Source organism: Cetobacterium somerae ATCC BAA-474, assembly GCF_000479045.1.
Classification (GTDB): Bacteria; Fusobacteriota; Fusobacteriia; order Fusobacteriales; family Fusobacteriaceae; genus Cetobacterium_A; species Cetobacterium_A somerae.
The window spans coordinates 1-1956 of record NZ_KI518158.1 but is presented as its reverse complement, the minus strand read 5'-3'; the positions used below and the strand labels follow the sequence as shown (position 1 = coordinate 1956).

The 1956-nt window shown below is 50.3% G+C and carries 1 rRNA gene; it reads right to left on the bottom strand.

From position 1 onward, the window contains the following. Positions 1 to 1956, bottom strand: a 23S ribosomal RNA gene (locus HMPREF0202_RS07085); the annotation flags it as partial.

The following is a 1956-nucleotide window of genomic DNA, read 5'->3' as shown; positions in this document are numbered from 1 at the left end:
TCCGCGTAATCTAGCGACCACGCATCATAGTCTCCCAACTATCCTATACATACGATGCCAAAACCCAATACCAAGCTACAGTAAAGCTCCATGGGGTCTTTCCGTCCTACTGCAGGTAACCGGTATCTTCACCGGTAATACAATTTCACCAGGCCTCCCGTCAAGACAGCTCTCAGATCGTTACACCATTCGTGCAGGTCGGAACTTACCCGACAAGGAATTTCGCTACCTTAGGACCGTTATAGTTACGGCCGCCGTTCACCGGGGCTTCAATTCGGAGCTCTCACTCCTCCTCTTAACCTTCCGGCACTGGGCAGGTGTCAGCCCATATACGTCGCCTTACAGCTTAGCATAGACCTGTGTTTTTGTTAAACAGTCGCCTGAGACTCTTCACTGCGGCCTCTCATAGCTTTGCGTCGCGTGTACGCTCACCATAAAAGGCACCCCTTCTCCCGAAGTTACGGGGCTATTTTGCAGAGTTCCTTAACGAGAGTTAGCCTGTCCGCCTTAGATTTCTCATCCTGACCACCTGTGTCGGTTTGGGGTACGGGCACTAATATCTTTATAACGCTTAGAAGCTTTTCTCGGCAGTGTGGTATTTGCACCTTCCATCTTACGACTCCTCATCACACCTCACGTTTAGTCTAGCGGATTTTCCTACTAGACCACGCTACATGCTTGAACTGGCACTTCCGTTCGCCAGCGTGCATAACCTCCTGCGTCCCTCCATCACTTGATATCAGTGGCACAGAAATATTAATCTGTTTTCCATTCGCCTACGCAATCTAGCCTCGGCTTAGGACCCGGCTTACCCAGGGGAGACAAACTTTACCCTGGAACCCTTGGTCTTCCGGCGTGGGGGATTCTCGCCCCCATTCTCGCTACTTATTCCTGCATTCTCACTTCTGATACCTCCAGAGTCTCTTGTCGATTCTCCTTCAACGGCCTACAGAACGCTCTCCTACCAGTCGCTTACGCAACTCCACAGCTTCGGTTTATAACTTAGCCCCGTTACATTGTCGGCGCAGAGACTCTCGACCAGTGAGCTATTACGCACTCTTTAAAGGTATGGCTGCTTCTAAGCCAACCTCCTGGTTGTTTGTGAATCTCCACCTCCTTTCCCACTTAGTTATAATTAGGGACCTTAGCTGGTGGTCTGGGTTGTTTCCCTTTTGACCATGGAAGTTAATTCCCATAGTCTCACTCCTGAGCTCTAGAATTATGGTATTCGGAGTTTGATTGACTTCGGTAAGCAGTATGCCCCCTAGGTCATTCAGTGCTCTACCCCCATAATTGAACACTCAAGGCTGCACCTAAATGCATTTCGGAGAGAACGAGCTATCTCCTGGTTCGATTGGCTTTTCACCCCTAAACCTACCTCATCTCCCAACTTTTCAACGGCGGTGAGTTCGGGCCTCCACTGTGTCTTACCACAGCTTCACCCTGGACAGGCTTAGATCACCAGGTTTCGCGTCTACGCCCAGCGACTATGTCGCCCTATTCAGACTCGGTTTCCCTTCGGCTCCGTTAAACTTAACCTTGCCACTGAACGTAACTCGCAGGATCATTCTCCAAAAGGCACGCCATCACCCCAAAGGGCTCTGACCGCTTGTAAGCACACGATTTCAGGTTCTATTTCACTCCCCTCCCGGGGTTCTTTTCACCTTTCCCTCACGGTACTATGCGCTATCGGTAAGTAAGAGTATTTAGCCTTACGAGATATGGTCCTCGCAGATTCACACAGAATTCCTCGTGTTCCGTGCTACTTGGGAGAGATCATACATTTGATACGGTTTACCTGTACGAGGCTTTCACTCTCTACGGCAGGCCTTTCCAGACCTTTCCAGTTCGGCGTATCATAATGTCGAATACCTTGCAGTTCTTCAGACGATCTTCCCGCTACCCCGTAGATGCAACGGCTGCATCCTTGGCACATCTACGGTTTGGGCTCACCCC